We start from the raw sequence: 24,724 nt of genomic DNA, 5'->3' as shown, positions 1-24,724 counted from the left end.
CTTTAGCGAAACGGACTGGTGTCGGGCAGGCGCTTGGCGATTTCGGCGATCAGCGTGCGCGCGAGCGTCTGCTTGTCGGCGCGCGGTAGCTTCGTGGTGCTGCCTGCTTCGAACAGGATCACTTCGTTGTCGTCGAGCCCAAAGGTGAGTGGGCCCAGATTGCCGATCAGGAGCGGCACGTTCTTGCGCGCGCGCTTTTCCTCGCCGTGGATTTCGAGGTTGTCGCTTTCCGCCGCGAAGCCGACCGCGAACGGCCGCTTCGGCAGCTTCGCGACCGCGGCGAGGATGTCCGGATTCTCGACGAACGAGAAGCCTGGCAGCGTGCGCTCGGCGGTCTTCTTGATCTTCTGCTCGCTGACGTGATCGACGCGCCAGTCGGCCACCGCCGCGACGCCGATAAAGACGTCCGTGCCGGCGACCGCGCGCATCACCGCATCGTGCATCTGCTGCGCGGTTTGCACGTCCTCGCGGACCACGCCCCAAGGCGTTTCGAGCGCGACGGGGCCGGCGACCAGATGCACCTCGGCGCCGGCCTGCTGCGCGGCGCGCGCGAGCGCGAAGCCCATCTTGCCGCTCGAACGGTTCGTGATGCCGCGCACCGGGTCGAGCGGTTCGAAGGTCGGCCCGGCGGTCAGCAGCACGCGCCGGCCGGACAGGATCTTCGGCGCGAAGAACGACGCGATCGCTTCATAAGTCGCCGCCGCTTCGAGCATGCGCCCGTCGCCGATTTCGCCGCAGGCCTGCGGGCCCGAATCGGGGCCGAGCACGGCAATGCCGTCCGCGCGCAATTGCGCGACGTTGCGCTGCGTCGCCGGGTTCTGCCACATCTGCCGGTTCATCGCCGGCACGACGAGCAGCGGACAGTCGCGCGCGACGCACAGCGTCGAGAGCAGGTCGTCGGCCATGCCGTGCGCGAGTTTGGCGAGGAAGTCGGTGGAGGCGGGCGCGATCACGATCGCATCGGCTTCACGCGACAGATCGATATGCGCCATGTTGTTCGGCACACGCCCGTCCCACTGGCTCGTGTAGACGGGACGGCCCGAGAGCGCCTGCATCGTGATGGGGGTGATGAACTGCGTGGCCGCTTCGGTCATGACGACCTGCACGGTTGCGCCCGCCTTGGTCAGCAGACGCGTGAGTTCGGCGATCTTGTAGCAGGCGATGCCGCCCGTCATGCCGAGGACGAGGTGTTTGCCTGCGAGTTCAGCGGTTGCCAACGAAAGCCTCCGACAAAGCATGGTGGCGCGCGACGGCGCGAGGGCGTTGCACCTCACCGCCGCGCCTTTCAGGCCGGACGCGAGGCGCGGCTTTCGGGACCGCGGCAGCGCCTCACATCAGGGACGCCGGCGACGTCAGCGTGTTCCGCGTACGCGCCGCAACTCGTCGAGCACGAGCAGGATCGCGCCGATCGTGATCGCGCTGTCGGCGAGATTGAACGCCGGCCAGTGCCAGCCGCCCACGTGAAAATCGAGGAAGTCGATCACGTGGCCGTACATGAGTCGGTCGATCACATTGCCGAGCGCGCCGCCGAGAATCAGCGCAAGCGCCGTGCAGAACATCTTCTGCCCGCTGTGGCGCTTGAGCAGATAGCAGATCACCAGCGCGGCGACCACGCCGAGCGCGGTGAACGCCCAGCGCTGCCAGCCGCCCGCCATCGCGAGGAAGCTGAACGCGGCGCCGCGGTTGTACACGACGATCAGGTTGAAAAACGGCGTGATCTCGTGCGGCACACCGTAGGCAAACACCTTGCGGACCGCGATTTTCGTCAACTGGTCGAACAGGATGACGATCAGCGCGATGCCGAGCCAGGGTGCCAGCGAGCTGCTTCGGGCCGATGTTTTCGACATGCTTCCCGCCATTATGCCGCGCTCCTCGTTTCGCCATTGCCGAACAGATTGCTGAAGCAGCGGCCGCACAGCGACGGATGCTCGGCGTTCGCGCCGACGTCCGCACGGTAGTGCCAGCAGCGCTCGCACTTCAGATACTTCGAGGCGATCACTTCGACGCCTTCGTCCGCTTCGCTGTCGACCTTTGCGACGCTCGCCGCGGAAGTAATCAGCACGAACTTGAGGTCGTCGCCGAGGCTCGCGAGGGCGTCGTAACGCGCGCCGCTCGCGCGGATTTCGACCTCCGCCTGCAACGACGAGCCGATCAGGTTCGCGACGCGTGCTTCTTCGAGCGCCTTGGTCACGTCGCCGCGAACCGCGCGCAGGAGCGTCCACTTGTCGAGCAGCGCGCCCGCGTCCGGCACGGCCGGGTACGCGTGGTACGTCTCGGTGAAGATCGTCTCGCTGTTGGGCTGGAACACCTTCCACGCTTCTTCCGCGGTGAACGACAGGAACGGCGCCATCACGCGCAGCAGGCCGTGCGCGATGTGATAGAGCGCGGTCTGCGCCGAGCGGCGCGCGACCGAATCCGCAGCCGTGGTGTACAGGCGGTCCTTCAGCACGTCGAGATAGAAGCCGCCGAGGTCTTCCGAGCAGAACGTCTGCAGCTTCGCGACGACCGGGTGGAACTCGTACTTCTCGTAGTGCGCGAGGATGTCGTTCTGCAGGTTCGCCGACAGCGCCACTGCATAGCGGTCGATCTCGAGCCAGTCTTCAACCGGACGGGCATGCTGCGCGAAGTCGAAGTCCGACAGGTTCGCGAGCAGGAAGCGCAGCGTATTGCGGATCCGGCGATAACCCTCCGTCACGCGCTTGAGAATTTCCTCGGAAATCGCGAGTTCGCCCGAGTAATCGGTCGAGGCAATCCACAGGCGGATGATTTCCGCGCCGAGGCGGTTCGCCACTTCATGCGGATCGATGCCGTTGCCGAGCGACTTGCTCATCTTGCGGCCCTCACCGTCGACGGTGAAGCCGTGGGTGAGCAGCGCGTTGTAGGGCGGGCGGCCGTCGAGCATCGACGCGGTCAGCAGCGACGAGTGGAACCAGCCGCGGTGCTGGTCCGAGCCTTCGAGGTACAGGTCGGCGGGGAACTGCAGTTCGTCCTTGTGCGAGCCGCGCAACACGTGCCAGTGCGTCGTGCCCGAGTCGAACCACACGTCGAGCGTGTCGCGGTTCTTTTCATACATATTGGCGTCGTCGCCGATCAGCTCGCGCGGATCGAGCGTTTGCCACGCCTCGATGCCTTCCTTCCCGACGCGCTGCGCGACCTGTTCGAGCAGCTCCAGCGTGCGCGGATGCAGCTCGCCGGTTTCCTTGTGCACGAAGAACGCCATCGGCACGCCCCATTGGCGCTGGCGCGACAGCGTCCAGTCCGGGCGGTTCGCGATCATGCTGAAGAGGCGTTGCTTGCCCCACGACGGATAGAACGCGGTGTTCTCGATGCCTTCGAGCGCGGTTTCGCGCAGTGTCTTGTCGCTGTCGTTGGGCTTCACGTCCATGCCGGCGAACCACTGTGACGTCGCGCGGTAGATGATCGGCGTCTTGTGGCGCCAGCAGTGCATGTAGCTGTGCGTGTACTTCTCGGTGCGCAGGAGCGAGCCCGCGCCTTGCAGCGCCTCGATGATCTGCGGATTGGCGGCCCAGATCGACAGGCCGCCGAACAGCGCGAGCGATTCGATGTAGCGGCCGTCGCCCATCACCGGATTGATGATGTCCGAGTCCGACATGCCGTGCGCCTTGCACGACACGAAGTCTTCCACGCCGTACGCGGGCGACGAGTGCACGACGCCCGTGCCGGTTTCGGTCGTCACGTAGTCGCCGAGATAAACCGGCGCGGTGCGCTTGTAGGCCGGATGCGCGGACGCGAGCGGGTGGTTGAAGCGCAGGTTCACGAGCTTTTCGCCCGGCGTCGTGGCGACGACCGTGCCTTCGAGGCCGTACAGCTTCAGGCAGGCTTCGACGCGTTCCTCGGCGAGGATCAGGAGGCCGCGCGGCGTATCGACGAGCGCGTAGACGATTTCCGGGTGCAGGTTCAGCGCCTGGTTGGCGGGGATCGTCCACGGCGTGGTGGTCCAGATCACGATGCCGCCTTCGTTGCGCGGCAGCGCGGCGAGGCCGAAGGCCTGCGCGGTCTTCTCCGGCTCGGCGAAGCCGAACAGCACGTCGATGGTCGGATCGGTCTTGTCCTTGTACTCGACTTCCGCTTCAGCGAGCGCCGAGCCGCAGTCGAAACACCAGTTGACCGGCTTCAGGCCGCGGAACACGTAGCCCTTTTCCATGATCTTCGCGAGCGCGCGGATTTCTCCGGCTTCGTTCGCGAAGTTCATCGTCTTGTACGGATTGTCCCAGTCGCCGAGCACGCCGAGACGCCGGAAGCCGACCTTCTGCTTCTCGATCTGCTCGGTCGCGTAGGCGCGCGCCTTTTGCATCACTTCGGCGGCGGGCAGCGACTTGCCGAACTGCTTTTCGATCTGGATTTCGATCGGCATGCCGTGACAGTCCCAGCCCGGCACGTAGACCGCGTCGAAGCCCGCGAGGTTGCGCGCCTTTACGATCATGTCCTTCAGGATCTTGTTCACCGCGTGGCCGAGGTGGATGTCGCCGTTCGCATAGGGCGGGCCGTCGTGCAGGATGAACTTCTTGCGGCCCTTCGAGGCGGCGCGGATCTTCTCGTAGACCTTGCGTTCCTGCCATTCCTTGACCCATTGCGGCTCGCGCTTGGGCAGGTCGCCGCGCATCGGGAACGGCGTGTCGAGCAGGTTGACCGGGTAGCGTGACTGCGGTTTCGAATCGGCTTTCTTGTTGCTCATGATGTGGATGGCGGTGAATTCGTTCTATGCGCAGCGAGGGCGCGGATTGCGCGCGATGCGCGAGGAGCGTGGGACGCGCCCGGCAGGCAGCTCGCGTGAGTCACGCAACGCCTTTCGATGCGCGCGGCGACGGTTCATGCGGCGCTCAGCACGCTCGCGTGGACCGCGGCGGTTATCTAATTCGGTCGGTGGCCGACGTGGCGAAACCGGTGGAACGGCTGCCCGGCGTGCCGGCGCCGACTGCGGCGAACCACGCGCGCGCATTGGCGACGTCGCGCGCGATCGCGGCGGTCAGCGTTTCGAGGTCGATGTACTTCTCCTCGTCGCGCAGCTTCTTCAGAAATTCGACGCGCACGAGTTTGCCATACGCGTCGCCGTGCCAGTCGAGCAGATGCACTTCGAGCAGCACGCGGCCGGAATCGTCGACGGTGGGACGCAGCCCGAGGCTCGCGACGCCCGGCAGCGGCTCGTTGGCGAGGCCATGCACCTGCACGACGAAAATGCCGCCGAGCGCCGGGCGCTTGTGCGCGATCGGCAGATTGAGCGTGGGAAAGCCGAGATCGCGGCCGAGCTTCATGCCGTGCACGACATGGCCGCTGATCAGATAGTCGCGGCCGAGCGCGGCGCGCGCCGAATCGAGGTCGCCCGCGACGAGCGCCGCGCGCACGCCCGAGCTGGAGATGCGCGCGCCCGACGGGTCGGCGACCGTCGCCATCTGTTCGACTTCGAAGCCGTACTGCTGGCCGGCGGCCTTCAGCGACGCGAAATCGCCGGCGCGCTTCGCGCCGTAGCGGAAGTCGTCGCCGATCATGACCCAGCGCGCGTGCAGCCCGTTGACGATGATCCGCTCGACGAACGCATCCGGTGACTGGCTCGCGAACGTGTGATTGAAGTGCTCGACGACGACCCGGTCGACCCCGTTGGTGCGCAGCGCCTCGAGCTTGTCTCGCAGCATCGCGATGCGGGGCGGCGCGCCGGCCGGATTGAAGAACTCGCGCGGGTGTGGCTCGAAGGTCATCACGCAGACGGGCAGGCCGCGTGCGTTTGCGGCTGCGCGCACGTGGGCGAGCAGAGCCTGGTGGCCGCGGTGGACACCGTCGAAGTTGCCGATGGTCAGCGCGCAGGGCGCGCGGCTCTCGGCATTGGGAAGACCGCGGAAGACTCTCACGATAGCGGGTTGCAGCGGCTGCTGCGGTTGCAATAGGGGCGCGGCCGGGATGCCGCAAAACACTCGATTATAAACGCTTGGCGCAACAGACGGCTGCGCCGTCGCTGTCCGCCTGTGGCCGAATGATAAAATCCGCGCATGAAAAAACTCGTCATCCTGATTTCCGGGCGGGGCAGCAATATGGAAGCCATCGTGCGCGCCTGTGCGAGCGAAGGCTGGCCGGCGCAGGTCGCCGCCGTGATTGCCAACCGTCCCGATGCCGCGGGGCTTGCGTTCGCGGCGTCGCGCGGTATCGCCACGGCGGTGGTCGATCACCGCCAGTTTCCGGATCGCGACAGCTTCGACGCCGCGCTCGCCGAGCAGATCGACATTTTCGGGCCGGACCTCGTGACGCTCGCGGGCTTCATGCGAGTGCTCACGGCGCGTTTCGTCGACCATTACGCCGGGCGGATGCTGAACGTGCATCCGTCGCTGCTGCCGAGCTTTCCGGGCCTCAAAACCCACCAGCAGGCGCTCGACGCCGGCGTGCGTCTGCACGGCGCGTCGGTGCATTTTGTCACGTCACAGCTCGATCACGGGCCGATCGTCGCGCAGTCGGCGGTGCCGGTCGTGGCGGGCGACACCGCGGCGACGCTCGCCGCACGCGTGCTCGCCACCGAGCACATCATTTATCCACGCGCGGTGCGCTGGTTCGTCGAAGGGCGTCTCGCCCTCGAGGACTCGCGCGTCACGCTTACGCCGCCGGAGCCGCAATGGCTCTTTGCCGGTCACACCGCCGGAGAGGGCGCATGAGATTGCATGGTTTCCTGATTGGACAAACTGAAACGCTGCTGGCCGAAGTGCTGCGGCTGAACGGTCCCGCCGACGCCACCACGAGCCGCTTTTTCCGCGCGCATCCGAAGCTCGGGCACGGCGAGCGCGGCGTGATCGCCGAGGCGGTGTTCGCGGCGCTGCGCCGCCGGATGGAATTCGCCCACCTCGCCGAAAGCGGCTCCGGCAGCCCGGCGCGGCGCATGGCGCTGCTCGGTCTGATGCAGACGGCCGGGCGCAACGCGCTCAAGCCGTTCATCACCGAAGCCGAGGCGACGTGGCTCGAGCACGTGTCGAAGATCGACCCGGAAAGCCTGCCGCTGCGGATTCGCCTGAATCTGCCCGACTGGATCTGCCAGGCGCTCAGCACGCAATTCGAGGCCGCCGAGCTCGCGCAACTGGCCGCCGCGCTGAACTATCCGGCGCCGCTCGACTTGCGCGCGAACCCGATCAAGGCGAGCCGCGACGACGTGCTCGGCGCGCTCTCGAAAGCCGGCATCGAGGCCGGCGCGACACCGTTCGCGCCGCTCGGCGTGCGCGTGGTCGGCAAGCCGGCGTTGACGAAACTCGACGCGTTCCAGCAGGGCTGGCTCGAAGTGCAGGACGAGGGCAGCCAGCTGCTGTGCTCGCTGGTCGCGCCGCGGCGCGGCGAGATGATCGTCGATTTCTGCGCGGGCGCGGGCGGCAAGACGCTCGCGCTCGGCGCGGCGATGCGCTCCACCGGCCGGCTCTACGCATTCGACGTCTCCGAGCGGCGCCTCGCCAAGCTCAAGCCGCGCCTTGCGCGCAGCGGCCTGTCGAACGTGAATCCGGTGCTGATCGACAGCGAGCACGATGCGAAGATCAAGCGTCTGGCCGGCAAGATCGACCGCGTGCTCGTCGATGCGCCGTGCAGCGGCCTCGGCACGCTGCGCCGCAATCCGGACCTGAAGTGGCGCCAGTCGCCGGAGTCGGTTGCCGAGCTGGCGCCGAAGCAGGCGTCGATTCTGGCGAGCGCGGCGCGTCTCGTGAAGAAGGGCGGGCGTCTTGTCTACGCAACCTGTTCGATCCTCGAAGCGGAAAACGAGACGGTCGTGCAGCAGTTCCTCGCCGACCATCCGGACTTCGCGCTCGTACCGGCGCGCGACGTGCTCGCCGAGCAGCGCATCGAACTCGAAATGGGCGACTATCTGAAGCTGTGGCCGCACCGCCACGCCACGGACGGCTTCTTCGCCGCCGTGCTGGAGCGCCACAGCTAGGCGCAACCGGCTTCACACTGGCGCGTGGGTTCGTTTGCGGGCCCGGCGCGCCGGCCATTTCGGCGAGATCACACACACGAGTCTTCCTCTCGTCGGGCCGGCGGGCGGCACAATGCCGCATGCGGCAACAATGACCGATTCCAATGCCGTGCCCGCTTTCCCGTCCGCTTCCTTGCCCGACACCGCGCTCGGGCAGGCGGGCGGCACCTCGAACGGTGTTCGCTGACAGGCAGGACGCACCGCCGCAGGAGCCGAAAGTGTTCTGCGGCGGTGCCATCCTCTTGATATCACACAAAAAATCCCTATTTGTTACAAACACTTGGAACGCTTCGAGTAGAATATCGTCCAACCTCGCGATATGCTTTCACTTTCTTGACACACGCGGTGCGTGTGCTCCGTGTCTCTCGTTCTGCAGGTAACTTACCTTGTTGAATTCTTTGCTCGATTTTCTTGCCCACGGCCTGTTGCACTTCTCATGGTGGCAACTCGTCGTGTACACGCTCATCGTGACGCACATCACGATTATCGGCGTGACCGTCTATCTGCATCGCTGCCAGGCGCACCGCGCGCTGGAGCTGCATCCCATTGCGAGTCATTTTTTCCGCTTCTGGCTGTGGATGACCACCGGCATGCTGACCGGCCAGTGGGCCGCGATTCACCGCAAACACCACGCGAAGTGCGAGACCGAGGAAGATCCGCACAGCCCGCAGACGCGCGGCATCTGGAAGGTGCTGCTCGAAGGCGCGGAACTGTATCGCACCGAAGCGAAGAACGAAGAAACGATGCGCAAGTTCAGCCACGGCACGCCGAACGACTGGATGGAGCGCAACGTCTACACGAAATACCCGATTCTCGGCGTGAGCCTGATGATGGTGCTCAACGTCGCGCTGTTCGGCGTCGTCGGCCTGACCATCTGGGCGGTGCAGATGATCTGGATTCCGTTCTGGGCGGCAGGCGTGGTCAACGGCCTCGCGCACTTCTGGGGCTATCGCAATTTCAATTCGTCGGATGCGAGCACCAACATCTTCCCGTGGGGCATCATCATCGGTGGCGAAGAGCTGCATAACAACCACCACACCTACGCGACGTCGGCCAAGCTGTCGAACAAGTGGTACGAGTTCGACATCGGCTGGATGTATATCCGCATCATGTCGGCGTTCCGTCTCGCCAAGGTGAAGAAGGTCGCGCCCACGCCGCGTCTGACCACCGGCAAGCTCGTGCTCGATCAGGACACGCTGCAGGCCGTGCTCGCGAACCGCTATGAAGTGATGGCGCGTTACGGCAAGGCGCTCAAGCGCGCGTATCGCCAGGAGCTTGCGCATCTGAAGGAAGTCGGCTCGCGCGAAAAGTATCAACTGATGCGCGGTGCGCGCAGCTGGTTCCACAAGGAGGAAGCGGGCCTGAACGAGCCGCAGAAACGCCAGTTGCCGCAGATTTTCGCGAACAGCCAGAAGCTGAAGACCTACATCGACATGCGCAACGAACTCGCGTCAATGTGGGAGCGCTCCAACGCATCGCGCGAACAACTGCTCGCGCAATTGCAGGACTGGTGCCACCGCGCGGAGCAGAGCGGCATCAAGGCGCTGCACGATTTCGCGATGCGACTGCGTCGCTATGCTTGAGCGCGAAGAAATCCATTAAAATTTAGGAACGTCACAAAACCCCGCGTTGGCGGGGTTTTGCTTTTTGGGGCCGCGAAAAGCAGTAGTGCGGTAGCGAATGTAGTGCGCGACCGGCAATCTGTGGCGGCCAAGCGAGGACAGAGGAGATCATGGAGCAGCAGGCGATCAGGACCGTCGAATACGACCGGCCGCAGGCACAAGGCACGACATGCGGGATCGGGCAGGCATGGGCGAAGGTGCCCGAGATGCCGTCGGCGGCAGAAAAGGTGGCGCTGAAGGCACGCATTCGCGTGTTACTCGAACGCGAGAAGGCGGTGCTCGTTGCGCACTATTATGTCGACGCAGAATTGCAGGAGCTTGCCGACGAAACCGGCGGCTGCGTGGCCGATTCGCTGGAAATGGCGCGCTTCGGGCGCGATCACGATGCGCAAACGCTCGTGGTGGCCGGGGTGCGCTTCATGGGCGAGACGGCGAAAATCTTGAGTCCCGACAAGCGCATTCTGATGCCGGATCTGGACGCGACCTGTTCGCTCGATCTCGGCTGCCCGGTCGGCGAGTTCTCGGCTTTCTGTGACGCGCACCCGGAGCGCACGGTGGTCGTGTACGCGAACACGAGCGCGGCAGTGAAGGCGCGCGCCGACTGGATGGTGACGTCGTCGATCGGACTCGAGATCGTTGCCGACCTGCACGCGCGCGGCGAAAAAATCATCTGGGCGCCGGATCGTCATCTCGGCAGCTATATCCAGAACAAGACCGGCGCGGACATGCTGATGTGGCAAGGCTCGTGCCTCGTGCACGACGAATTCAAAGGCATCGAACTCGATCTGCTGCGCGCCGACTATCCACACGCGAAGGTGCTCGTGCATCCGGAGTCGCCGGCCAATGTAGTCGCGCAGGCGGACGTGGTCGGCTCGACCACGCAGTTGATCGACGCCGCGCAGAAGCTCGACGCCACGCATTTCATCGTCGCGACCGACCTCGGCATCCTGCACAAGATGCAGCTCGCCGCGCCGGGCAAGACGTTGATCGCCGCGCCCACGGCCGGCAACAGCGCGACCTGCAAGAGCTGCGCGCATTGCCCGTGGATGGCGATGAACGGCCTCGCGAATCTGGCCGACGTGCTCGAGCGCGGGCACAACGAGATTTTCGTCGATCGTGCGATCGGCGAACGCGCGCGCTTGCCGATCGATCGCATGCTGGACTTCGCGGCGCGTCACAAGAAGCGTGTGCAGGCGAGTGGCGATCTTGCGCGCGATACGCAACTGTATTCGAACGTGGGGGCAGCGTAATGACAGCGGTTGAAAACGCGCCTGAGCAGGCAGTGGAGCGCGAGCGCTTCGAGGCGGTGTCGCCGCTCTTCGCGGAGATTCGCGCGCAATACGGCACCGCGTTCGATGCGGCTCTCGCGCGCAACGTCGCCGATGCGCTCGCGGAAGACATCGGCACCGGCGATCAGACTGGCCGCCTCGTTCCCGCCGACGATATCCGCAACGCGCGCATCATCGTGCGCGAGGATGCGGTGCTGTGCGGCGTGCCGTGGTTCAACGCGGTGATGCGCGAAGTCGATCCGCGTATCGAGGTTGCATGGCGTTACCACGAAGGTGAGCGCATGAGCGCGGACACGCCGGTGTGCGATCTGCGCGGGCCGGTGCGTGCGTTGCTGACCGCGGAGCGCAACGCGATGAATTTCCTGCAACTGCTGTCGGGCGTAGCGAGCGCGACGCGCCGTTATGTCGACGCGATCGCTCATACGCGTACGCGCGTGCTCGACACGCGCAAGACGCTGCCGGGCTTGCGGCTCGCGCAGAAATACGCGGTGCGCGTGGGCGGCGGCGCGAATCAGCGGCTTGCGTTGTACGACGGGATTCTGATCAAGGAAAACCACATTGCCGCCGCGGGCGGCGTTGGCGCCGCGATGGATGCGGCGCTCGCGCTGAATGCGGGCGTGCCGATCCAGATCGAAGTCGAAACGCTCGAGCAACTCGAAACCGCACTGGCACACCGTGCGCAGTCCATTCTGCTCGACAACTTTTCGTTCGACATGATGCGCGCCGCGGTTCGTATGACGGCGGGGCGGGCGGTGCTCGAGGTGTCCGGCGGCGTGAACTTCGAAACCGTGTGCACGATTGCGGAAACGGGCGTCGATCGCGTGTCGATCGGCGCGCTGACCAAGGACGTGCGCGCGACGGATTACTCGATGCGGCTCATCTGACGCGAGCGCCCCAACGTATCAGCGCTTGCGACTGCAGAACGAGGCCATTGCCGGAGGTTTGCGGCAATGGCCTCGTCGCTTTCGCCTGCTTTTGCCTGCTCTCGCTTTCACTGTAGCGATCGCCTCAGTTGCTGGTTAAGTGAGCGCTCCGGCGCTCGCTCACGTGTTGCGCTTGCGCACATACTCAGGCGAAAGTACCGTCGGCAGCGCTTTGGGGAGAGTAGCCGGCCAGTCGCGGCTGAAATGCAGCCCGCGGCTTTCGCGCCGCAAGCGCGCGCCTTCGACGATCAGCGACGCGACGTCGACCAGATTGCGCAGCTCCAGCAGATCGCGGCTCACCTTGAAGTTCGCGTAGTACTCGTGGATCTCGTCGCGCAGCAGCGTAAGCCGGTGCCTGGCGCGTTCGAGCCGCTTGTCGGTGCGCACGATGCCCACGTAATTCCACATCAGCCGGCGCAGTTCGTCCCAGTTGTGCGCGACCACGACTTCCTCGTCCGGATCGGACACGCGGCTCTCGTCCCAATCCGGCAGCGGCGCATGCACGGCGGCGCCAAAGCCTTCCGCTTCGATCGCTTCGGCGGCCGACCGGCCGATCACGAGGCACTCGAGCAGAGAGTTGCTGGCAAGCCGGTTCGCGCCGTGCAGGCCTGTGCAGGATGTCTCGCCGACGGCATAGAGTCCCGCGAGATCGGTGCGGCCCGCGAGATCGGTGACGACGCCGCCGCATGTGTAGTGCGCGGCCGGCACGACCGGAATCGGCTCTTTGGTGATGTCGATGCCGAATTCGAGGCAGCGGGCAAGGATGGTCGGAAAGTGCTCGTGCAGGAACTCAGGCGATTGATGGCTGATGTCGAGATACACGCAATCGATGCCGCGCTTCTTGATCTCGAAGTCGATCGCGCGGGCGACGATATCGCGCGGCGCCAGTTCCGCGCGCTCGTCGTGGTTCGGCATGAAGCGCGTGCCATCCGGCAGCTTCAGGATGCCGCCTTCGCCGCGCACTGCTTCCGAAATCAGAAACGACTTCGCGTACGGGTGGAACAGGCAGGTCGGATGGAACTGGATGAACTCCATGTTCGAGACGCGGCAACCGGCTCGCCATGCCATGGCGATGCCGTCGCCAGTGGCGGTGTCGGGGTTCGTGGTGTACAGATAGACCTTGCCGGCGCCGCCGGTGGCGAGCACCGTATGCGGTGCTTCGATCGTCACGGTGCGGCCGCTCTGCAGATCGAGTGCGTACAGGCCGTGGCAACGGCGGCCGGGCAGGCCGAGGCGCTCGGACGTGATCAGGTCGACGGCGTGGTGATCTTCGAGCAGCGTGATGTTCGGGTGGTGGCGCACCTGCTCGCTGAGCGTGGCGACTACCGCGTGTCCGGTCGCATCCGCGGCATGAATGATCCGGCGATGGCTGTGGCCGCCTTCGCGCGTGAGGTGAAAACCGAGCTCGGCGGCGTCGTCTTTCGTGAACGGAACACCCTGTTCGATCAGCCATTCGATCGCGGCACGCCCATGTTCGACGATGAAGCGCGTCGCCGCTTCGTCACATAGACCGCCGCCGGCGACTAGCGTGTCGCGCACATGATTGTCGATGCTATCCGCGGAATCCAGTACCGCGGCGATGCCGCCTTGCGCCCAGTCGCTGGCGCCCTCGGTCAGTGATCGTTTGGCGATCACCGCGACCCGCCGCGTTTGCGCGAGATTGAGCGCGACGCTCAAGCCAGCCAGACCGCTACCGACAATCGCCACATCGAATTCCATTACCTGCATCTCCGTCTTTCGTTTTGCGATGACGACGCACGAATCGCGCGCCGCTAAAACGACAAAGGATACGCGTCGAGACGAGCGAGCGAAAGCTGGCCGAACGGAATAGGGTGGTTCGTGCGGGAGAAGGGTGGGGAGGGTGGGGATGACCGATAGCCGGGGCGACGCTACCACGAGTAGCAGGCCAACCACGCTGCACAGTCAGCGCGGATGTGTCCGCGCAAAAACAAAAGCCCCGCACGAATGCGGGGCTTTCTTGCACATTTGCCTTCGTCAGGCAGAGGAGCCTCGATCTTATTTGATCTTGGTTTCCTTGTAGTCAACGTGCTTGCGGATGACCGGATCAAATTTCTTGATCAGCATCTTTTCCGGCATGTTGCGTTTGTTCTTCGTGGTCGTGTAGAAGTGACCCGTGCCTGCGGTCGATTCCAGCTTGATCTTGTCGCGTGCGCCCTTTGCCATGATTTACTCCTTAGGCTTCACCGCGTGCGCGCAGGTCTGCGAGCACAGCGTCGATACCGTTCTTGTCGATCAGGCGCAGGCCGGCGTTCGAAATACGCAGACGCACCCAACGGTTTTCGCTTTCCACCCAGATGCGGCGGCTTTGCAGGTTCGGCAGGAACCGGCGCTTGGTCTTGTTGTTCGCGTGGGAAACGTTGTTGCCGCTCATCGGCGCTTTCCCAGTTACTTGGCATACGCGTGCCATGAGAGCACTCCTAATACGCTAATTCTGAGTTCGAACGCCGTGAAAGTTTCCCGAAAAGAGCCGCGCTGAAGTTGAGCCTGAGGACTCGTGACTGCAGCCGCCTGACCTTTGCGGAACGCCTCGATGGCTTCGGAACAGGGGGTTGGAAATAGGCAAACCGGAATTCTAGCAGAAAAAAAGCCGCAAAATCAAACCTTATTTGCGATGCTAGGCGCGACTGCCTGGCAGCGGCGCGCCCGGCCAGCCGGCGCGCGCGAACGAGTAGACGCTGTCCGCGCCGATGACCAGATGGTCGATCAGCTGTACGTCGATTAGCGCGAGCGCTTCGCGCAGCGTCTGGGTCAGGCGGCAGTCGCTCGCGCTCGGCTGCACGGCGCCGGACGGATGATTATGCGCGACGATCAGACTCGCCGCATTCGCGCTCAACGCCCGCCGCACGATCTCGCGCGGATACACGGCCATGCGCGTGAGCGAGCCGTGCGCGTTTTCCTCGCAGCTTATCAGCCGATGCCGGGCGTCGAGAAAGAGCGATACGAACACTTCCTGCGGCCGCCCGCCGATCAGCAGACGCAAATAGTTCTCGACCGCTTCGGGCGAATTCATCAGGGTTCGCTTGCGCATCTTGTCGACCAGCGAGCGGCGCGCCATTTCCATGATCGCGAGCAGCTGCGCCTTTTTTGCCGGCCCGATGCCGCGGATGCCGTCGAAGTCCGAGTAGGTCGCGTCGAGCATCGCGCGCAGCGAGCCGAAGCGTTCGAGCAGCGCCCGCGCGACGCTGAACACGTCGTGGTCGGGCAGGCCGGTGCCGAGCACCAGCGCGATCATCTCGGTGTCGGACAGTACCTTGGCGCCCTGATGGATCAGCCTCTCGCGCGGCATGTCGCGCTTGTGCCATTTGCCGCGCAGGAGTCGCGGCCGAGGGCGCGCAGCGGCGCCGGCAGTCCCGGCGGCCACAGCAGTCCCGGCCGCTCCCGCGGCCTTGGCGCGGGCCCGAGTCTTCGGCTGTGCCGTTGGCGCAGGTGTTTCGTCGATTGTGCTTACAAAATCGGCCATATATACATAGTCCTTCGCTTCGGGTTGACGGCGCATGCGGCGCGCCGCGCCGCCGGGGCCACACCGCCTCGCGCGCGACGGACTCAAGCCGGCGCCCGCTAGGTGGCTTACAATAGACGCTTTGCGCACGGCACCACGACGGTCTGCCACACGCGTCGACTGCGCCCGCGGCGCACGCGTGCAGCGCGCCTAGACTGAGCGAGCATTGCATGAGCATCATCGACATTTCCGAGGTGAAACCCGGTTCACACGTCACGCTGCATTACCGGCTTTCCCTTGCCGATGGCGCCGAAGTCATCAATACCTTTAGCGACAAGCCGGCCACGCTGCTGCTCGGCGCCGGTCAACTGGCGCCGCCGCTGGAAGATATTTTGCTGGGTTTGAAGGTGGGCCACCATTCGACCTTTCAGCTAGCGCCGGGGCAGGCGTTCGGCCCGCGCAATCCAGAGTTGATCCAGCGCGTGTCCCTCGCCACGCTGCGGGAGAACAGCATGATCGGCGAGGATTTTTCGCCGGGTGATCTGGTCGAATTCAACGCGCCGGGCGGCGGGCGCTATGCCGGCGTGCTCAAGGAAGTTGGCGAAACGTCGGCCCTGTTCGATTTCAATCACCCGCTTGCCGGCCAGGCGCTGGCGTTTGAAGTGAAAATCATCGGGATTCTGTAAACATGAGCATTACGGATACGACTCTTGCCGAGGCCGAGATCCTGCTGGCGCAGCCACGCGGATTCTGCGCCGGCGTCGATCGGGCGATCGAGATCGTCGAGCGGGCCATCAAGCTGCATGGCTCGCCGATCTACGTGCGTCACGAAATCGTCCATAACGTCTATGTGGTCGAAGATCTGCGCAAGAAGGGAGCGATCTTCATCGAGAGCCTGGACGAAGTGCCCGCGGGCAACACGGTTATTTTCAGCGCGCATGGCGTGTCGAAGGCCGTGCGTTCGGAGGCGGAGTCGCGCGGGCTGCGGGTGTACGACGCCACCTGTCCGCTCGTGACCAAGGTGCACATCGAAGTCGCGAAGATGCGCCAGGACGGCTTCGACATCGTGATGATCGGCCACAAGGGCCACCCGGAAGTCGAGGGCACGATGGGCCAGGCGGCCGAGGGCATGCATCTGGTCGAGGACATCGAAGACGTGCAGGCGCTGCGGCTGGCCGATCCCGAGCGGATCGCGTTCGTCACGCAAACCACGCTGTCGGTCGACGACGCGGCCGAAATCATCGGCGCGCTGAAGGCCAAATATCCGTCCATCCGGGAGCCGAAGAAGCAGGACATCTGCTACGCCACGCAGAATCGTCAGGACGCCGTGAAATTCATGGCGCCGCAGTGCGACGTCGTGATCGTCGTCGGCAGCCCGAACAGTTCGAACTCCAACCGCCTGCGCGAACTTGCCGAAAAGCTCGGCGTGCCGGCCTATATGGTTGATTCACCGGACCAGATCGATCCGGTCTGGGTCGAGGGCAAGCGCCGCATCGGCGTGACGGCCGGCGCGTCGGCGCCGGAAGTGCTGGCGCAGGCGGTCATCGCGCGCTTGCGCGAGCTGGGCGTGCGCAACGTGCGCGCGCTCGAAGGCATCGAGGAAAACATCGCGTTTCCGCTGCCGCGCGGGCTCGGCTTGCCAGCCTGACAATCCGTTTGCTTTGCTGAAAGGAAAGCGCACCCGAGGGTGCGCTTTTTTTATACCTCTGATCCGGCGAATCCCTTCTTAAATAAGTGCCCGATCAAATCGATCGATCAATTTCCGTGGGCTTGCGCACAATTTATTTTGATTTGTGATCCGGTGTTTTATTGATTTTCGATCAATGCATCCCCGTTTTAAGCTGGTGCAAATCGCTGGTGCCAATTCACCGAGCACTTAATTAGTGCGTTGTATCTAATGGGCGCAAAAATGTCATATGTGACGCAAAGCCCGGCGCACCCGGCTCCTGGGCCAAACGGCCCACAACACTTGATGCCAGGGGGCTTGCCGATGGTGCAACTGGTGCACGAAAAAGAATCGCAACCCGGTTGCGCCTTATAGCGTATTTCGTTCTCAAAATACGGTTGCAATGCAGGAAAACCCTGCCGGTTCAACAATATTGCCAGCCATAAAATTGGAGTTACAATGCGCGCGTTCTCAAGGCCGTAGGGTCCTGAACAGTGGATTTTGCAAGGCGCAGGAGACCTTACTTGATGCGAGTCAAATTTGCTTACGCCGTGTCCATCGCGGCCGCGGTTGCGATGTTGACCGCGTGCGGCAAGAAACAGGACGGCGAAGCGGGAGCGGGAGCGGGCGCATCGGCGGCTTCGGCCGCGGCGGTGGCCGCCGCGAGCGAAGCGACTATCGTAAAGATCGGTCATGCGGCTCCGTTGACGGGCGGCATCGCGCATCTGGGTAAAGACAATGAAAATGGGGCGCGCCTCGCGGTCGAGGAAATCAATGCGCAGGGTCTGACGATCGACGGTCACAAGATCCAGTTGCAGCTCGACGCGCAGGACGACGCGGCGGACCCGAAAACGGGCACCGCCGTCGCGCAGAAGCTGGTGGACGATCATGTGGTCGCGGTGATCGGGCACCTGAACTCGGGAGTGTCGATTCCGGCGTCGAAGATCTATAGCGACGCGAGCATCGTCGAGATCTCGCCGTCGTCGACCAATCCGGCGTACACGCAGCAGGGGTTCAAGACGACTTACCGTGTGGTCGCCACCGACGCGCAACAGGGTCCGGCGCTCGCCAATTACGCCACGAAGGCGCTGGGCGCCAAACGCATCGCGGTAGTGGACGATGCGACCGCCTACGGCAAGGGTCTCGCGGACGAGTTTGCGAAGACGGCCGAGGCAGGCGGAGCGAAGATCGTCGCGCGGGAGGCGACGAACGACAAGGCCACGGATTTCCGGGCCATTCTCACGAAGATCAAGAGTGTTCAGCCGGACGTCATCATGTTCGGCGGCATGGACGCGACGGGCGGGCCGTTTACGAAGCAGGCGGCCGCGCTCGGTATCAGGGCAAAAATCCTTGGCGGCGACGGTGTGTGTACCGACAAGGTGGGGGAGCTGGCGGGTAGCGCCGTGCAAAACCTGGTCTGTTCGGAAGCAGGACTCGCGCTTTCGAAAATGGACAAGGGAGCGGACTTCGAAAAGAAGTACGAGGACCGCTTCCACACACCGGTGCAGATTTACGCGCCGTTCACGTATGACGCTGTGTACGTGATCGTCGATGCAATGAAGCGCGCGAATTCGATCGAGGCGCCCAAGGTGCTGGCTGCGATGCCTTCGACCGATTACAACGGAGTAATCGGTCACATCGCGTTCGACGACAAGGGTGATTTGAAAGAGAGCGCCATTACGCTTTACGACTTCAAGGACGGCAAGAAAGCGGTTCTCGACGTCGTAAAGATGTGATGACGGGAAGTACAGCCTGACGGCACCGAACCCATCCAACGGTGCCGTTTTTGCATCCGCCCAAGGCGAGCCCGCGACCGCATCACGGTTGCAAAGGCAAACCGGCGGCGGATAACCCTTACCGGTCTTTTACATCAGTACCCGCAGTGCCGTTGAGATTCCGTAGCGCATCACCGCCCACCGGCAGATGAAAAACGCGAATCCAGTCGCACGGGCTAAGGAGCATTAAATGGATATCTTCATCCAGCAGATCCTGAATGGACTTGTGCTTGGCAGTGTCTACGCCATCATCGCACTAGGCTATACGATGGTTTACGGCATTCTGGGCATCATCAACTTCGCTCATGGCGATGTGTTGATGGTGGGCGCGATGGTCGCGCTCTCAGCCATAGGCGTGCTGCAGAACCACTTCCCCGGCCTCGGCAACGTGCCGACGCTCATCATCGCGTTGATCATCGCGGCAGTGGTCTGCTCGGTGGTCGGCTACACGATCGAGCGCGTGGCCTACCGGCCGTTGCGGCGCGCGCCGCGTCTCGCGCCGCTGATCACCGCGATCGGTGTGTCGATCCTGCTGCAGACCCTTGCGATGATGATCTGGTCGCGCAACCCGCTGCCGTTCCCGCAGCTGTTGCCCACTGACCCGATCAACGTGATCAAGGCCACCGACACGACGCCTGGCGCCGTGATCTCGATGACCGAAATCGTGATCATAGTGGTGGCGTTCCTCGTGATGGGCGGCCTGCTGCTGCTCGTGCACAAGACCAAGCTCGGCCGCGCGATGCGCGCGATCGCCGAGAACCCGGGCGTCGCGAGTCTGATGGGCGTGAACCCGAACTTCGTGATCTCGGCGACCTTCATGATCGGCTCGGCGCTGGCCGCTCTCGCCGGCGTGATGATCGCGTCCGAATACGGCAACGCGCACTTCTACATGGGCTTCATCCCCGGCCTGAAGGCCTTTACCGCGGCGGTGCTCGGCGGTATCGGCAATCTTGGCGGCGCGATGGTGGGCGGCGTGCTGCTCGGCCTGATCGAGCAACTGGGCGCGGGCTACATCGGCAACCTCACGGGCGGTGTGTTCGGCAGTAACTATCAGGACGTGTTCGCATTCATCGTGCTGATCGTCGTGCTGGTGTTCCGACCGTCGGGCCTGCTCGGCGAACGCGTGGCGGATCGCGCCTGATCCCGGGAGAAATAAACATGACCTCAATTCAACCGATCGAGCCGTCCACGACGCTCATCCCCGAAAAGAACCTGACGAAAACGCTGGCGATCGGCATCGTCACAGCCATCTTTGTGATCGCGGCGCCGATGGTCATCGGCGCCGCGGGCGGCAACTACTGGGTCCGCGTGCTCGACTTCGCGATGCTGTACGTGATGCTTGCGCTGGGTCTCAATGTGGTGGTCGGCTTCGCCGGCCTGCTGGATTTGGGCTACATCGCGTTCTACGCGATCGGTGCATACACGGCCGCGCTGCTCAGTTCGCCGCACCTGACCACGCAGTTCGACTGGATCGCGCACCTCGCGCCGAACGGCCTGCACATGCCGATCTGGATCATCGTGCCGATCGCGATGGCGCTCGCCGCGATGTTCGGGATTCTGCTCGGTGCGCCGACGCTGCGTCTGCGCGGCGACTACCTCGCGATCGTGACCCTCGGCTTCGGGGAAATCGTGCGGATCTTCATGAACAACCTCGACCGTCCGGTGAATATCACCAACGGCCCGAAGGGGATCACGGGGATCGATCCGGTGTCCGTTGGCGGCTTCAGCCTCGCGCAGACGCATACGCTGTTCGGCGTGCAGTTCCCGTCGGTCTACCTGTACTACTACCTGTTCGTGTTGTGCGCGCTGTTCGTGATCTGGACCTGTACGCGTTTGCAGCATTCGCGCATCGGCCGTGCATGGGCCGCGATCCGCGAAGACGAAATCGCCGCGAAAGCCATGGGCATCAACACCCGCAACGTGAAGCTGCTCGCGTTCGCGATGGGCGCGTCGTTCGGCGGCCTGTCGGGTGCGATGTTCGGTTCGTTCCAGGGCTTCGTGTCGCCGGAATCGTTCACGTTCTGGGAATCGGTCGTGGTGCTCGCGTGCGTCGTGCTCGGCGGCATGGGCCACATTCCTGGCGTGATTCTCGGCGCGGTGCTGCTCGCCGTGTTCCCCGAGTTCCTGCGCTCGACGATGGGTCCGCTGCAGAACATGATCTTCGGCCATGAAATCGTCGACACCGAAGTGATCCGTCAGTTGCTGTACGGTCTCGCGATGGTCGTCATCATGCTGTACCGCTCGGAAGGCCTGTGGCCCGCGCCGAAGCACGAAGACAAGATTGCGAAGCTGGCGAAGCGCAGCGGCAAGAAGCCGGTGCGCGCATAAGGGACGGGGAGAAAAGATATGAGCGATAACATTCGTCTGTCCGTGAAGGGTGTGAACAAGCGCTTCGGCGGTCTGCAGGCGCTCTCCGAAGTCGGCCTGCAGATCCGCGCGGGCGAGATCTACGGCCTGATCGGCCCGAACGGCGCCGGCAAGACGACGTTCTTCAACGTCATCACGGGTCTGTACACGCCGGATTCGGGTGAGTTCAAGCTCGACGGCGTGGAATACACGCCGACGGCCGTCTATCAGGTCGCGAAGGCGGGCATCGCGCGCACGTTCCAGAACATCCGTCTGTTCGGCGGCATGACCGCGCTCGAAAACGTGATGGTCGGCCGCCACGTGCGCACGAAGCATGGCCTCATCGGCGCAGTGTTCCAGACGCCGGCTGAGCGCCAGGAAGAGCGTGAAATCAAGGAGCGCGCGCTCGAACTGCTCGACTACGTCGGCATCACGCAGTACGCGGATTACACGTCGCGCAATCTGTCGTATGGCCACCAGCGCCGCCTCGAAATCGCGCGCGCGTTGGCGACCGATCCGAAGCTGCTCGCGCTCGATGAACCGGCGGCCGGCATGAACGCGACCGAAAAGGTCGAGCTGACCAAGCTGCTCGACAAGATCCGCGCGGACGGCAAGACGATCCTGCTGATCGAGCACGACGTGAAGCTCGTGATGGGTCTGTGCAACCAGATGACAGTGCTCGACTACGGCAAGGTGATTGCCCAGGGTCTGCCGCAGGACGTGCAGAAGGATGCGAAGGTGATCGAAGCTTATCTGGGTGCGGGAGTCCACTGATGTCCACGACGCAAGCAATGTTGAAAATCAAGGGCCTGCAGGTCAACTACGGCGGCATCCAGGCGGTCAAGGGCATCGATCTCGAGGTCGGGCAGGGCGAGCTCGTCACGCTGATCGGCGCGAACGGTGCCGGCAAGACCACGACGATGAAAGCGATCACGGGTCTGAAGGCGTACGGCGCCGGCGACATCGAGTACATGGGCCAGTCGATCAAGGGCCTGCCCGCGCATGAACTGCTCAAGCGCGGTCTCGCGATGGTGCCGGAAGGGCGCGGCATTTTCGCGCGCATGTCGATCGTCGAGAACATGCAGATGGGCGCGTATCTGCGCACGGACGCGGACGGCATCAAGTCCGACGTCGAGCGCATGTTCGGCTTCTTTCCGCGCCTGAAGGAGCGCGCGGCGCAATACGCGGGCACGCTCTCGGGTGGCGAGCAGCAGATGCTCGCGATGGCGCGCGCGATCATTTCGCGCCCCAAACTGCTGCTGCTCGACGAACCGTCGATGGGTCTTTCGCCGATCATGGTCGAGAAGATCTTCGAAGTGGTGCGCTCGATTTCGTCCGAAGGCATGACCGTGCTGCTGGTCGAGCAGAACGCGCGCCTTGCTTTGCAGGCAGCGAACCGCGGCTACGTGATGGACTCGGGTCTGATCACGATGTCGGGCGACGCGAAGCAGATGCTCGATGATCCGAAGGTGCGGGCTGCTTACCTCGGTGAATAAGTGAGAATGAGCCGGACCCGATAGTCCGGCCGCGTCGCCAACCGTAGCTGTAGCGACAGAAGAAAAGGCCGCATGCGTTCACCAACGCATGCGGCCTTTTTGCTTGTTTTTGCATTCAGGCTCAGGCGCGGAAGTCACGCCGCAAGCAGCGCTTCACTCCTGCACAGCCGGCGCTGCGTCCGCGAATTCGCCGAGCCGTTTGCCGAGGCTGATCACCGCGTCGGCGCGATAACCGAGTGCCTCGTAAAAGGCGCGCACTTCAGCCTTCGCGGATAGCACCTGCAGATTCAGCTTCGGACAACCCAGCTTCGTCAGCGCGTTTTCGACGTGTGCAACGAGCCGTGTGCCGATGCCATGACGTCGCAGCGATTCGTCGACCGCGAGCGAATACAGCCAGCCGCGGTGTCCGTCATAGCCGCCCATCACGGTGCCGACGACGCGTGCGCCGAGCACCGCGACGAAGAACAGCTCCGGTTGCGTCGCGAGCTTGTTCGCGATCGACAGATGCGGATTGCGCTGCGGCCGTGTCACGTCCCGGTACTCGGGAAACGCTTCCTGCCACAGCGCGACGACCGCATCGGTGTCGCTCGCGTCGAAGCGGCGGATCGATAGCGTCGTGTTCGTCGTCATCGGTGCGTTCCTCGTCGGTTACAGCGAGTCGAGAACCGAGCGCAGCATCGCCAGCATCTGGTCGATCTCTTCGGTCGTCACGTTCAGCGCCGGCATGAAGCGCAGCAGGTTCGGACGCGCCGCGTTGAGCAGCACGCCATCAGGCTGCATATCGCGCGCCTTCTCGACGATCTGGTTGCCGATGTCCTTGCCGAGCAGCAGCGCGCGCAGCAGACCTTCGCCGCGCTCGCCCTTGAAGCCGCGCTCTTCGGACAGTTCGAGCAGCTTCGCGCGCAGGTATTCGCCGCGCGCCTGCACGCCTTCGAGGAAGCCCGGCGCCGTCAGTTGCGAGATCACCGAATAGCCGACCGCGGTCATCAGCGGATTGCCGTTGTAGGTGCCGCCCTGATCGCCCGCTTCGAACACGGCGATTTCCGCCTTCGAGAGCAGCGCCGCGAGCGGCACGCCGCCGCCGATGCCCTTGCCGAGCGTCATGATGTCCGGCTCGATGCCCGACAGTTGATGCGCGAACAGCGCGCCCGCACGGCCGCAGCCGCTCTGCACTTCATCGACGATCAGGAGCAGGTTGTGCTTTTTCGTCAGCTCGCGCAGTTGCTGCATGAATTCGCGCGTGGCGGGAATCACGCCGCCTTCGCCCTGAATCGGTTCGAGCATCACCGCAACCGTCTTCGCGCTGATGAGCTTTTCCACCGATGCGATGTCGTTCAGGTCGGCCTTCGGGAAACCCGGCACCTGCGGCGCGTAGATCGTGTCCCAACCGGGCTTGCCGCTCGCCGACATCGTCGCGATCGTGCGGCCGTGGAAGCTGTGGTCGAACGTGATGATCTCGAACGCGCCGTCCTTGAACTTCTTGCCCCACTTGCGCGCGAGTTTGATCGCGCCTTCGTTCGCCTCGGCGCCGCTGTTCGCGAAGAACACTTTGTCGAAGCAGCTGTGCTGCGTGAGCAGACCCGCGAGCTTCGCCATCGGCTCGTTGTAGAACGCCGGCGACGGGTTGATGAGCAGCTTGGCCTGGCTGTTCAGCGCTTCGATCATGCCGTCGTTGCAGTGGCCGAGGCTGTTGACCGCCCAGCCCTGGATGAAATCCAGATAACGCTTGCCGTTGTTGTCGTAAATCCACGAGCCCTTGCCGTGTGTGAACACGACGTCGGGCCGGTTCGTGATGTACATCAGCGAATCGATCGGGTACTCATTGAAATTCATGACGGCAGGCTCCAGGCAAAAGGTAAGGAAGCACGGTGAATGGAAATGGCGGGTTGGCCGGTGCGAAGGTATAGGAAACGGCGGCCGGAAAAACAGAAAAGCCACGGCATGCCGTGGCTTTCATGATTCGAACAGCTTGCGCCTGTGCGGCGCGAATCCGTGACGAAGCCAGCGGCGTCCCTAAGGAAGCGGCGAGCGGCGACGTCGGAGTTCGGACTGGATGCGGTTCATGCGCGAAAGAATACGATAAGAAAAGCGCCGGTGTAAACCATCAATTTGCATGACGCCGCAACGAAGCAGATTTTTGAGCGCCTGCCTCGATGCTGACACGTTCGGCGCGCACGGCCCGCACGGCGTGCCGTG

Annotated in this window: 22 protein-coding genes; 12 read left to right on the top strand and 10 right to left on the bottom strand. The window is 63.8% G+C overall.

The genetic code is table 11. The features are described 5' to 3' along the window. Positions 1–2 precede the first annotated feature (2 nt). The 4 genes from coaBC to B9Z01_RS32035 all read right to left on the bottom strand — a co-directional run bounded on the left by coaBC (position 3) and on the right by B9Z01_RS32035 (position 5,864). Positions 3–1,217: a bifunctional phosphopantothenoylcysteine decarboxylase/phosphopantothenate--cysteine ligase CoaBC gene (gene coaBC, locus B9Z01_RS32050; RefSeq protein WP_085489566.1), complete on the bottom strand. Its 1,215-nt coding sequence runs from the start codon at positions 1,215–1,217 to the stop codon at positions 3–5. A gap of 135 nt (positions 1,218–1,352) precedes the next feature. Next, positions 1,353–1,859, bottom strand: a complete 507-nt coding sequence (gene lspA / locus B9Z01_RS32045) for a signal peptidase II (protein ID WP_085489565.1) — start codon at positions 1,857–1,859, stop codon at positions 1,353–1,355. Continuing rightward, positions 1,859–4,696 carry an isoleucine--tRNA ligase gene (gene ileS, locus B9Z01_RS32040; protein ID WP_085489564.1) on the bottom strand — a complete coding sequence of 946 codons (2,838 nt, stop codon included), beginning with the start codon at positions 4,694–4,696 and terminating at the stop codon, positions 1,859–1,861. Before ileS ends, lspA begins: the two co-directional genes overlap by 1 nt. A gap of 172 nt (positions 4,697–4,868) precedes the next feature. Further along, complete coding sequence (locus B9Z01_RS32035) at positions 4,869–5,864, bottom strand: bifunctional riboflavin kinase/FAD synthetase (RefSeq protein WP_085489638.1); 996 nt, start codon at positions 5,862–5,864, stop codon at positions 4,869–4,871. Between the two features lie 138 nt (positions 5,865–6,002). On the opposite strand from B9Z01_RS32035, the gene purN reads away from it, so the two are divergent. The 5 genes from purN (at position 6,003) to nadC (ending at position 11,746) form a co-directional block, all read left to right on the top strand. Next, positions 6,003–6,656, top strand: coding sequence for a phosphoribosylglycinamide formyltransferase (purN, locus tag B9Z01_RS32030; protein ID WP_085489563.1), 654 nt, complete (start codon positions 6,003–6,005; stop codon positions 6,654–6,656). Next, positions 6,653–7,912, top strand: a complete 1,260-nt coding sequence (locus B9Z01_RS32025; protein ID WP_085489562.1) for an RsmB/NOP family class I SAM-dependent RNA methyltransferase — start codon at positions 6,653–6,655, stop codon at positions 7,910–7,912. Before purN ends, B9Z01_RS32025 begins: the two co-directional genes overlap by 4 nt. A gap of 425 nt (positions 7,913–8,337) precedes the next feature. Further along, on the top strand, positions 8,338–9,534 hold the full coding sequence (locus B9Z01_RS32020) for a DesA family fatty acid desaturase (protein WP_085489561.1): 1,197 nt from the start codon (positions 8,338–8,340) through the stop codon (positions 9,532–9,534). Between the two features lie 149 nt (positions 9,535–9,683). Next, entirely contained in the window at positions 9,684–10,823 is a 1,140-nt protein-coding gene (gene nadA, locus B9Z01_RS32015; protein ID WP_085489560.1) for a quinolinate synthase NadA, read from the top strand. Next, complete coding sequence (gene nadC / locus B9Z01_RS32010; protein ID WP_085489559.1) at positions 10,823–11,746, top strand: carboxylating nicotinate-nucleotide diphosphorylase; 924 nt, start codon at positions 10,823–10,825, stop codon at positions 11,744–11,746. The genes nadA and nadC overlap by 1 nt, the downstream gene beginning before the upstream one ends. Before the next feature lie 159 nt (positions 11,747–11,905). On the opposite strand, the gene nadB is transcribed toward nadC, so the two are convergent. From nadB to radC, 4 genes are all read right to left on the bottom strand, one after another. Continuing rightward, positions 11,906–13,504 (bottom strand): L-aspartate oxidase, encoded by a 1,599-nt coding sequence (nadB, locus tag B9Z01_RS32005; RefSeq protein ID WP_085489558.1) that lies wholly within the window; start codon positions 13,502–13,504, stop codon positions 11,906–11,908. 297 nt (positions 13,505–13,801) lie between these two features. Beyond that, positions 13,802–13,969, bottom strand: coding sequence for a 50S ribosomal protein L33 (rpmG, locus tag B9Z01_RS32000; RefSeq protein WP_008919555.1), 168 nt, complete (start codon positions 13,967–13,969; stop codon positions 13,802–13,804). Positions 13,970–13,979: 10 nt separating this feature from the next. Then, positions 13,980–14,213 carry a 50S ribosomal protein L28 gene (gene rpmB / locus B9Z01_RS31995; RefSeq protein ID WP_006050117.1) on the bottom strand — a complete coding sequence of 78 codons (234 nt, stop codon included), beginning with the start codon at positions 14,211–14,213 and terminating at the stop codon, positions 13,980–13,982. 207 nt (positions 14,214–14,420) lie between these two features. Next, a complete protein-coding gene (radC, locus tag B9Z01_RS31990; RefSeq protein ID WP_085489637.1) occupies positions 14,421–15,266 on the bottom strand; it encodes a RadC family protein in 846 nt (281 codons plus the stop codon). Between the two features lie 209 nt (positions 15,267–15,475). Between radC and B9Z01_RS31985 the strand changes: the two genes are divergently transcribed. The 7 genes from B9Z01_RS31985 (at position 15,476) to B9Z01_RS31955 (ending at position 22,528) form a co-directional block, all read left to right on the top strand. Next, positions 15,476–15,931: an FKBP-type peptidyl-prolyl cis-trans isomerase gene (locus tag B9Z01_RS31985; protein WP_011489621.1), complete on the top strand. Its 456-nt coding sequence runs from the start codon at positions 15,476–15,478 to the stop codon at positions 15,929–15,931. A gap of 2 nt (positions 15,932–15,933) precedes the next feature. Further along, the gene (gene ispH, locus B9Z01_RS31980) at positions 15,934–16,893 is read left to right on the top strand and encodes a 4-hydroxy-3-methylbut-2-enyl diphosphate reductase (RefSeq protein ID WP_085489557.1); all 960 of its coding nucleotides are present in this window, start codon (positions 15,934–15,936) and stop codon (positions 16,891–16,893) included. Positions 16,894–17,438: 545 nt separating this feature from the next. Beyond that, positions 17,439–18,647, top strand: a complete 1,209-nt coding sequence (locus B9Z01_RS31975) for a branched-chain amino acid ABC transporter substrate-binding protein (RefSeq protein WP_085489556.1) — start codon at positions 17,439–17,441, stop codon at positions 18,645–18,647. 229 nt (positions 18,648–18,876) lie between these two features. After that, entirely contained in the window at positions 18,877–19,827 is a 951-nt protein-coding gene (locus B9Z01_RS31970; RefSeq protein WP_085489555.1) for a branched-chain amino acid ABC transporter permease, read from the top strand. A 17-nt stretch (positions 19,828–19,844) separates the two neighbouring features. Further along, positions 19,845–21,014, top strand: a complete 1,170-nt coding sequence (locus B9Z01_RS31965) for an ABC transporter permease subunit (protein ID WP_085489554.1) — start codon at positions 19,845–19,847, stop codon at positions 21,012–21,014. Between the two features lie 18 nt (positions 21,015–21,032). Then, positions 21,033–21,806, top strand: coding sequence for an ABC transporter ATP-binding protein (locus B9Z01_RS31960; protein ID WP_085489553.1), 774 nt, complete (start codon positions 21,033–21,035; stop codon positions 21,804–21,806). Between the two features lie 17 nt (positions 21,807–21,823). Then, the gene (locus tag B9Z01_RS31955) at positions 21,824–22,528 is read left to right on the top strand and encodes an ABC transporter ATP-binding protein (protein ID WP_143809123.1); all 705 of its coding nucleotides are present in this window, start codon (positions 21,824–21,826) and stop codon (positions 22,526–22,528) included. A gap of 153 nt (positions 22,529–22,681) precedes the next feature. Here B9Z01_RS31955 and B9Z01_RS31950 read toward each other — a convergent pair whose 3' ends face one another. Continuing rightward, complete coding sequence (locus tag B9Z01_RS31950; RefSeq protein ID WP_085489551.1) at positions 22,682–23,158, bottom strand: GNAT family acetyltransferase; 477 nt, start codon at positions 23,156–23,158, stop codon at positions 22,682–22,684. 18 nt (positions 23,159–23,176) lie between these two features. Further along, the gene (locus tag B9Z01_RS31945) at positions 23,177–24,361 is read right to left on the bottom strand and encodes an acetylornithine transaminase (protein WP_085489550.1); all 1,185 of its coding nucleotides are present in this window, start codon (positions 24,359–24,361) and stop codon (positions 23,177–23,179) included. Positions 24,362–24,724 lie beyond the last annotated feature (363 nt).

The organism is Paraburkholderia susongensis (assembly GCF_900177725.1).
Classification (GTDB): Bacteria; Pseudomonadota; Gammaproteobacteria; order Burkholderiales; family Burkholderiaceae; genus Paraburkholderia; species Paraburkholderia susongensis.
The sequence above is the reverse complement of the archived record's forward strand: the minus strand, read 5'-3'. Positions and strand labels throughout refer to the sequence as shown.

Bases quoted from the DNA above. Each gene is read 5' to 3' on its own strand.
- B9Z01_RS31960 (WP_085489553.1), top strand. From the start codon at position 21,033: ATGAGCGATAACATTCGTCTGTCCGTGAAGGGTGTGAACAAGCGCTTC.
- radC (WP_085489637.1), bottom strand. From the start codon at position 15,266: ATGGCCGATTTTGTAAGCACAATCGACGAAACACCTGCGCCAACGGCA.
- lspA (WP_085489565.1), bottom strand. From the start codon at position 1,859: ATGGCGGGAAGCATGTCGAAAACATCGGCCCGAAGCAGCTCGCTGGCA.
- ileS (WP_085489564.1), bottom strand. From the start codon at position 4,696: ATGAGCAACAAGAAAGCCGATTCGAAACCGCAGTCACGCTACCCGGTC.
- purN (WP_085489563.1), top strand. From the start codon at position 6,003: ATGAAAAAACTCGTCATCCTGATTTCCGGGCGGGGCAGCAATATGGAA.
- B9Z01_RS31965 (WP_085489554.1), top strand. From the start codon at position 19,845: ATGACCTCAATTCAACCGATCGAGCCGTCCACGACGCTCATCCCCGAA.
- nadB (WP_085489558.1), bottom strand. From the start codon at position 13,504: ATGGAATTCGATGTGGCGATTGTCGGTAGCGGTCTGGCTGGCTTGAGC.
- B9Z01_RS31970 (WP_085489555.1), top strand. From the start codon at position 18,877: ATGGATATCTTCATCCAGCAGATCCTGAATGGACTTGTGCTTGGCAGT.
- rpmG (WP_008919555.1), bottom strand. From the start codon at position 13,969: ATGGCAAAGGGCGCACGCGACAAGATCAAGCTGGAATCGACCGCAGGC.
- rpmB (WP_006050117.1), bottom strand. From the start codon at position 14,213: ATGGCACGCGTATGCCAAGTAACTGGGAAAGCGCCGATGAGCGGCAAC.
- B9Z01_RS31950 (WP_085489551.1), bottom strand. From the start codon at position 23,158: ATGACGACGAACACGACGCTATCGATCCGCCGCTTCGACGCGAGCGAC.
- ispH (WP_085489557.1), top strand. From the start codon at position 15,934: ATGAGCATTACGGATACGACTCTTGCCGAGGCCGAGATCCTGCTGGCG.
- B9Z01_RS32025 (WP_085489562.1), top strand. From the start codon at position 6,653: ATGAGATTGCATGGTTTCCTGATTGGACAAACTGAAACGCTGCTGGCC.
- nadA (WP_085489560.1), top strand. From the start codon at position 9,684: ATGGAGCAGCAGGCGATCAGGACCGTCGAATACGACCGGCCGCAGGCA.
- B9Z01_RS31945 (WP_085489550.1), bottom strand. From the start codon at position 24,361: ATGAATTTCAATGAGTACCCGATCGATTCGCTGATGTACATCACGAAC.
- B9Z01_RS31985 (WP_011489621.1), top strand. From the start codon at position 15,476: ATGAGCATCATCGACATTTCCGAGGTGAAACCCGGTTCACACGTCACG.
- B9Z01_RS31975 (WP_085489556.1), top strand. From the start codon at position 17,439: ATGCGAGTCAAATTTGCTTACGCCGTGTCCATCGCGGCCGCGGTTGCG.
- nadC (WP_085489559.1), top strand. From the start codon at position 10,823: ATGACAGCGGTTGAAAACGCGCCTGAGCAGGCAGTGGAGCGCGAGCGC.
- B9Z01_RS31955 (WP_143809123.1), top strand. From the start codon at position 21,824: ATGTTGAAAATCAAGGGCCTGCAGGTCAACTACGGCGGCATCCAGGCG.